The 5,341-nt window shown below is 49.6% G+C and carries 6 protein-coding genes; all 6 read right to left on the reverse strand.

Annotated elements, in window-relative coordinates:
• Positions 1-271 precede the first annotated feature (271 nt).
• Positions 272-934 (reverse strand): beta-carboxysome scaffolding protein CcmN, encoded by a 663-nt coding sequence (gene ccmN / locus PX636_RS10940; protein WP_004162497.1) that lies wholly within the window; start codon positions 932-934, stop codon positions 272-274.
• Positions 935-1,065: 131 nt separating this feature from the next.
• A complete protein-coding gene (locus PX636_RS10945) occupies positions 1,066-3,024 on the reverse strand; it encodes a RuBisCO small subunit-like domain-containing protein (protein WP_288117168.1) in 1,959 nt (652 codons plus the stop codon).
• A 70-nt stretch (positions 3,025-3,094) separates the two neighbouring features.
• Entirely contained in the window at positions 3,095-3,406 is a 312-nt protein-coding gene (ccmL, locus tag PX636_RS10950; protein WP_002759323.1) for a beta-carboxysome shell vertex protein CcmL, read from the reverse strand.
• Between the two features lie 32 nt (positions 3,407-3,438).
• The gene (locus tag PX636_RS10955; protein ID WP_002733426.1) at positions 3,439-3,780 is read right to left on the reverse strand and encodes a carbon dioxide-concentrating mechanism protein CcmK; all 342 of its coding nucleotides are present in this window, start codon (positions 3,778-3,780) and stop codon (positions 3,439-3,441) included.
• 66 nt (positions 3,781-3,846) lie between these two features.
• Complete coding sequence (locus tag PX636_RS10960) at positions 3,847-4,158, reverse strand: carbon dioxide-concentrating mechanism protein CcmK (RefSeq protein WP_002734613.1); 312 nt, start codon at positions 4,156-4,158, stop codon at positions 3,847-3,849.
• A gap of 619 nt (positions 4,159-4,777) precedes the next feature.
• Positions 4,778-5,062: a Nif11-like leader peptide family natural product precursor gene (locus PX636_RS10965; RefSeq protein ID WP_288117169.1), complete on the reverse strand. Its 285-nt coding sequence runs from the start codon at positions 5,060-5,062 to the stop codon at positions 4,778-4,780.
• Between the last annotated feature and the right edge of the window lie 279 nt (positions 5,063-5,341).

Consider the following 5,341-nt stretch of genomic DNA (forward strand, 5'->3'; position numbering starts at 1 on the left):
AAAAAAATCAACAAAAATTTACCTGATTGACACGCAGAAACTTCTGCTCATCAGGCTTTGAGCGATTAAAACTACTCTTTAATTGAGGAAGATTATCAATAATTACAACCTCAAAAAATTGTCGGCAATCGCTAAATATTAACAGGATTTCTAAGCAATTATACCCAGTACCTAGAGGACAGTTAGACAGCAGTGAACTCTAGATAAATTAGGTCTAATTACTCAGTAATTATTGTTGAGATTTTTGGCTTGTCAACGATTATTTTCCCCTTCAAGAATTATGGTTATTGTTGCCATTAAAACGATGACGTTCTGGAAATAGCGTGACCAATAACTGATTGATATAGACCTTTCCGACCACCGATGCTTGATTCGGTCGGTTAGTAGTAGATGCTTGTTCTCTGGTTTCCGCGGGACTGGCCTCGGCGACCATTTCCTCGCCATCCCAAGGACTGGCCACGGTTTCGGAGACCACTTCCTCCACGGACGGCACTGGGGACACTTGACTGACTACGGGTTGCGGTTCCGGTAAAGGGGGTCTTTCCGGTTCCGATGGGGTCGCTGACACCTCGATGGTAATTTGACGGGAAGTATCTCCGATCAGGGAACCAGACGGCACGATCGACATCGCTGCCACAGAAGCATTAAAAATCGTTGTGGTTGACCCAATACAGGCATTTTCACCGATTTCACCCCGACCGACGACGAGAACACCTGTACCTAAAATTGCTCCCGCACCGATAGCAATAACACCCTGATAGGCGGTTAAAATTGTTCCCATACCCAGGCAAGCACCCGCACCGATAATTATTTGGCTATTGGGGGCTGCTCGGAGAATCACCCCCGGAGCCACGATCGCACTCTCATCAATGGTTACATCACCATTGACATAGAATTCCGAGCGGCTAATAGGTTGAACGGGGGGTAAGGACATAATTGACAGTTATTCAGTGATCAGTGATCAGTGACCAGGGGTTAGGGGGTAGGGGTTAGAGTTTCGGGTATTTTTCCCGATCCGCCAACACCTAACACCTATCTCCCTTCACCGCTCGCCGAGTCCTGAAATTAAGGGCGTTGAATAATCGATTCGAGAACACGACGTTTTGCTTGGGAGTCAATCCCGATCAGACGAACGTATTCCCCTTGATGGTCGCGCAGACAGGTTTCTAAAGCGGCCACCACATCGGATTCGCGACTGCTCTCGATCGGGGTGCAGCTTTGCCAAGAACTGGTTTTAAAACGACGTTTATCCGCGTGTTCAGCCCCGATTTTGTGACCTTGGTTCAATAAAGAACGAATCTGAGCGATCGTTTCCGCCGTTAAGGTACTGGTTAAAGTGGCAGTACCGCCGCCGGAGGAACTGGAAGCAGAGCTTTTGAAACTCGGTTCGGCAACGGTGGCGGTTTTACTGCTGCCATTACTACTCACCGAACCATCGGGACGCTGGATCACCGTTTCTAAAACCCGTTTTTTGGCTTTAGCATCGATACCGAGTAAGCGGACGTATTCGCCGCTATGTTCGCGTAAACAATCTTCCAAAGCAGTAATTACATCAGATTCGCGATTGCTTTCGATCGGGGCGCAACTCTGCCAAGAACTGGTTTTAAACCGGCGTTTATCCGCGTGTTCGGTGCCGATTTTGTAGCCTTGGGCGAGCAGGGAACGAATTTGAGCGATCGTTTCCCCACTTAAGCTACCACTGCTGCTATAACTGGCTCCGTTACTAGCGGGGGCGCTGTAGCTGCTGGCTTTGCCGCTGCCGTTACTAGCGGGGGCGCTGCCGGGGCGGTGAATAATCATTTCGACGACGCGTTTTTTCGCTTGCGGGTCGATCCCGATCAGGCGGACGTACTCATCGCTATTTTCAGTCACGATCGCTTCAATATCGCGAATGATGCCCGCTTCGCTCTTGGTTTCGATCGCCGGTCCGGTTAACCAAGAACTGGTTTTAAAACGGCGTTTATCCGCGTGTTCGGTGGCGATTTTCAGTCCTTGGGCCAGCAGGGAACGCACTTGTACGGACAGGTCGGAATGGCCGTTACCGTTGCCATGACCGCCGTGGACGGCGGTGGTGGTGCGGGCCGGTTCTCCCGGGGTGTCTTCGGGGCGTTGGATAATCATTTCCAGTATGCGCCGTTTAGCGGCGGGATCGACTCCGATCAGGCGGACGTATTCGCCTTGCAGGTCTCTCAGGGAGGCTTCTAGGGATTGGGATACCTGTTCTTCGCGGCCGCCGTCGATAAAGCCGGCACTTAACCAAGAACTGGTTTTAAAGCGGCGTTTGTCAGCGTATTCGATGCCGATCTTGTAGCCTTGGGAGAGGAGGGAGCGAACCTGCGCTCGAATGTTTGTATTTAAACTCATAGGTGTCACCGAATTTCTATATAGCGTCTCATTAGCGATGTTTATAGCGGCTGCCGGTGGAGGAGTCGCTGGGCTGTGGGCTTTGACCGGGACGCTGGGGGCGAGGTCGATATCGACAATGTGACGGGTGAAGGCTCGATCGATTTCTGTGACATCGGGTAAGCGGTCGGCCTGTTGTTGGCTGGTGATCACGGAACCGGATGGCACGAATTTCCCGGCGGGGATTTCCACGTCTTGAACGAGGGCGTGCATCATGACGATGCAATCGGCCCCGATGCGGGCATTAAAGACGGTGGAGCGAAAACCGATAAAACAGCGATCGCCCACATAGGCTGGCCCGTGAATGAGTGCCATGTGGGTGATGCAGCTGCCCCGGCCGATCCACACCGAATATTCTCGGCCGTCATCTCCCACCACACGGCTTTTTTCTAAACCGTGGATGATTGCTCCGTCCTGAATTTTGCTGTCGTCGCCAATGTGAAAGGGGGTTCCTTCATCGGCGCGGATGGAAGTCCCCGGAGCAATCACCACTCGCGCCCCGATCTCGATAGCGCCACTGAGGTTAGAGAAGGTGTGGACTTTGGCACTCTCGTCTATGCGCGTTTCCTCTGGGGATTTGGTCCGCTTTTTCGGACTAGCCGCCGTTGTGCGGACGACCATAGTTAGTCTTCCTCCATACTGAATTTGGCTGGCTGGTTGTTACTTAACTGTGTTTGGGTTCTATCGATGTTTAACCGGATTGACGAAATTCGTCCCTCTTGCTGTAGAGGGTGCGATTTTCTACGGTTATAGTGTCAATAATCCCCACCACCATCGCGTCAAGGGGGCGATTGTTCTGTCCGTCTTCGATACGGGCGGCTCCTCCCCGGGACACTAGCACCCATTCATTAATCCCCGCTCCGACAATATCACCCGCTACTTCGTATTTAGGCAAAAGTTGCCCCTGTGCGTCGATGAATTGCAAAAGCAGAAGTTTCACTCCCGTCATACTGCGCGGTTTCAGGGAGCTAACGACGGTGCCGCAAACTTTGGCAATTTGCATGGAATTTGTTTACACTAAAAGTTAGTTGCGCTCTAGATTCGTCTTAAAGGTTGCGGGTTAACACTTTCACGAAACTGTTCCACGGCTTCTGTATAACGGATGGGAAGAACGTATTCGAGGTTTTCGTGGGGACGGGCGATGATGTGGGTCGAGAGGACTTGACCACCCTTAACACGATTAGATGCCGCTTCTGTCCCCGCCGATACGGAGGCCTGTACTTCCGAAACGTCCCCCCGGACGATGACGGTGACGCGACCACTACCAATTTTTTCGTAACCTACTAGGGTTACGCGGGCGGCTTTCACCATGGCATCAGCCGCCTCGACGACGGCCGGGAAACCCAAGGTTTCCACCATGCCCACTGCAATTGACATAATATTTTTGTCTCCTAATGGTTGGCTTTCTTCGACTCTATAGATGCTGACCCCGATCAACGGTGTTTAATAGCTGCGGAATTGCTCTACTTCTTCGGTGTAGCGAATGGGCAGCACGTATTCGAGGTTTTCGTGGGGACGAGCGATGATATGGGTAGATAGCACTTGTCCTCCGTTAACCCGGTTGGCGTTTTCCACTCCGGCAGCCACAGAAGCTTGCACTTCTGAAACGTCTCCCCGGACGATGACAGTGACGCGACCACTACCGATCTTTTCGTAACCCACTAGAGTCACCCTGGCGGCTTTGACCATGGCATCGGCCGCTTCCACAACGGCGGGAAATCCTAGGGTTTCAATCATTCCTACTGCAATTGGCATTTTTTTGTTCCTCGCTTGTCAAGCCAAACTAAACTATTAATTTTGTTAGCGTTATCAATTTTGTTTCAGTCAAATTCTTTCCTTGTTACTTTTCCTGCTCTAGCTCTGGTGGCAGTCGGGATCGTGGCAAGGTGGGTAAGACCATCCTGAATTTTATCTCGATCGTGACCGTTTTCATCCACTAATTTTATTTTCTAGGGCCGGTTGGTAAAAATTTGACGAGTCAGGCAAAATTATCAACCTAAAAAAAGCATAGGAAACTATGACACCTTTGACAATATAAAACATTATGATTATTTCTCATCTTCAGGTTAACGAAAGTTAATCATTCCTTGACTTCGCCCATCAGCCTCAGCAATTCTCAGGAGATCTACAGCTAAAACCTTTGCTATGAGCCGATTTCCGCTTTAAGTTTTCTCTTGGCGGCTTGCTTGTCTCTGCTGGATTTATTGGCAGATAAAAGCCTATTTTCCCTGATTTCGGCTTTTTTATAATTTTTTTATACTATATACGGCTGGGGTGGGGGAGTGGGGAGAAGGGGAGCCTTTTTCAGTGGTCAGTAAACAGTGAACAGTAATCAGTGAACTGAAAACTCACATCTGATCACTGATCACTGATTCTAGCGATCGATCTCACCTTCGTAGGGTTGGACACCGATCGAGGGATAATTATCGTGGTTAGGACTGAAAACTTCTAACACTGCATGAGCTAACTTTTGGAAAAAGTCGGGACTCTCGTGCAAGGATTTGAGTGCCGCTTCTAATTCAGGAAGGGAGAAATCGAAGCCTTGCGAGCGAGCTGTCTCTAGTAATTGCTGAGGATCTTGGGTTGAGCGCATTTTTTGACCCAATTCTTCGTTTTTAGCGGCTAAGGCGAAAAAGTCGAACACTTGATTTTTAGACATATAAATACTTTTCCTTTGATGATTAAAGGTGTGGCCTCGGCGGCGTGGAGGTTAAACTGCCTAGTATGGTTCATTTTTATCCTACCAGTCAGGAGATATCCTCAAAGCAAAAGTTTCGTTTTTCTTTGCTTGTATGGCTGAGTATGCTTTAGGTCTAATTCTGAGGAGTGGGAAGTGGGAAGATGAAAGAGGTTTCTTTCCCCACACCCTACACCCCACACCCCACACCCTACACTCTCTTTCAAGTCAGAGAATAAATAGCCTAAAATAGAAACCTGC

The organism is Microcystis sp. M53598_WE2, assembly GCF_030067735.1.
In the GTDB taxonomy this organism is placed as follows: domain Bacteria; phylum Cyanobacteriota; class Cyanobacteriia; order Cyanobacteriales; family Microcystaceae; genus Microcystis; species Microcystis aeruginosa.

Bases quoted from the DNA above. Each gene is read 5' to 3' on its own strand.
- PX636_RS10945 (WP_288117168.1), bottom strand. From the start codon at position 3,024: ATGGTCGTCCGCACAACGGCGGCTAGTCCGAAAAAGCGGACCAAATCC.
- ccmL (WP_002759323.1), bottom strand. From the start codon at position 3,406: ATGCAAATTGCCAAAGTTTGCGGCACCGTCGTTAGCTCCCTGAAACCG.
- PX636_RS10955 (WP_002733426.1), bottom strand. From the start codon at position 3,780: ATGTCAATTGCAGTGGGCATGGTGGAAACCTTGGGTTTCCCGGCCGTC.
- PX636_RS10960 (WP_002734613.1), bottom strand. From the start codon at position 4,158: ATGCCAATTGCAGTAGGAATGATTGAAACCCTAGGATTTCCCGCCGTT.
- ccmN (WP_004162497.1), bottom strand. From the start codon at position 934: ATGTCCTTACCCCCCGTTCAACCTATTAGCCGCTCGGAATTCTATGTC.
- PX636_RS10965 (WP_288117169.1), bottom strand. From the start codon at position 5,062: ATGTCTAAAAATCAAGTGTTCGACTTTTTCGCCTTAGCCGCTAAAAAC.